This is a genomic window from Mesorhizobium sp. M7A.F.Ca.CA.001.10.2.1, assembly GCF_003998575.1.
Taxonomy (GTDB): Bacteria; Pseudomonadota; Alphaproteobacteria; order Rhizobiales; family Rhizobiaceae; genus Mesorhizobium.
The window spans coordinates 1-1,450 of sequence record NZ_RZQY01001005.1 but is presented as its reverse complement, the minus strand read 5'-3'; the positions used below and the strand labels follow the sequence as shown (position 1 = coordinate 1,450).

At 68.3% G+C, this 1,450-nt stretch carries 1 protein-coding gene; it reads left to right on the top strand.

Annotation, left to right across the window (positions count from 1 at the left end; genetic code table 11):
• Positions 1–1,450, top strand: a 1,450-nt coding sequence (locus EN964_RS34460) for a cobaltochelatase subunit CobN (RefSeq protein WP_206528812.1), incomplete at both ends; no start/stop codon positions are given.

The following is a 1,450-nucleotide window of genomic DNA, read 5'->3' as shown; positions in this document are numbered from 1 at the left end:
GCCAAGCGCCGCATCGCCGCCGTCACCCTTGGTCATCTGCCACCGCCGCTGACCGGCGCCGGGCTCGACGAAAACCAACACAAGCTCGAGCGGCTGGTCGATGAATACGCCCAGGCCGACGGGCTCGACCGCCGCCGCCGAGATCGTCTGGCGAAGCTGATCGTCGACACCGCGCAAAAGACCGGTTTCGCCTCCGAAGCCGGCGTCGCCACGACCGACGCACCCGACGAAGCGTTGCGCCGCATCGACGCCTGGCTCTGCGACCTCAAGGATTTTGCCATCAAGGATGGGCTGCATATCTATGGCCGCGCCCCTGAGGATGAGCCCGACGCCATGCGGCGACAAAGCGCTGACGCCGAGAAAGCGGCGCTGCTCGCCGCGCTTGATGGCCGCCACGTCAAGGCCGGTCCAGCCGGGGCGCCCGCGCGTGGCCGCTCGGACGTCTTGCCCACCGGCCGCAATCTGTTCACCTCGGACCCGCGCACCATGCCGACGCCGACCGCCTATGATCTGGGCAAGGCAGCGGCGGAGGAAGTCGTGCGCGGCTACATGCAATCGCACGGCGACTGGCCGCGCTCGCTGGTCATCGATCTCTGGGGCTCGGCTTCGCTGCGCACCGGCGGCGAGGAAATCGCGCAAGGCCTGGCTCTGATGGGCTGCCGGCCGCAATGGGATTCGGCGACCGGCCGCATCACCGGCATCGAGGTATTGCCGCCGGCGCCGCTCGGAAGGCCACGCGTCGATGTCACCTGGCGCATATCAGGCCTGTTCCGCGATATGTTCCCGACCCAGATCGCGCTGATCGATGCCGCCGCCAACGCGGTTGCCGCCCGCGACGAGGAGGATTCGGAAAACCCGCTCGCGGCCAAAACCCGCGCTGACGGCAAGATCAGCCCGCGCATCTTCGGCACCTCGCCCGGCACGTACGGCGCCGGCGTCGAGGATATCTTGTCCTCCGGCAACTGGGCGGCGCGCGAAGAAATCGGCCGCGCCTATCTCGACGCCACATCGCACGCCTATGGCGGCGCAGAAGGCGAAGGCATCTCGGTGCCCGGCGCCTTCGAAACCCGCATCGCCGAGGCCGATCTTCTCGTCCACACCGGCGACGACCCCGGCCGCGACATCCTCGAAGGCTCCGCCGACGTCGCCTTCATCGGCGGCTTTTCCGCAGCCCTTGCGGCGCTCGGCAGGAATGCCGACGTCATCGTGCTCGACACCACGGACCCGCAAAAGCCCAAGCCGCGTTCGCTCAGTGAGGCCGTATCGCGGGTGGTGCGCGCCCGTGCCGTCAATCCTCGCTTCATATCGGGACAGATGCGCCACGGCCCGCGTGGCGCCTCCGAATTTGCCGAAACCGTCGACCGCCTGGTCGGCTTCGCCGAAACCACGCACGCCATTTCGGGCACGCTGATCGAGGCAGTGCACGATGCCTATCTCGGCGATCCCATGG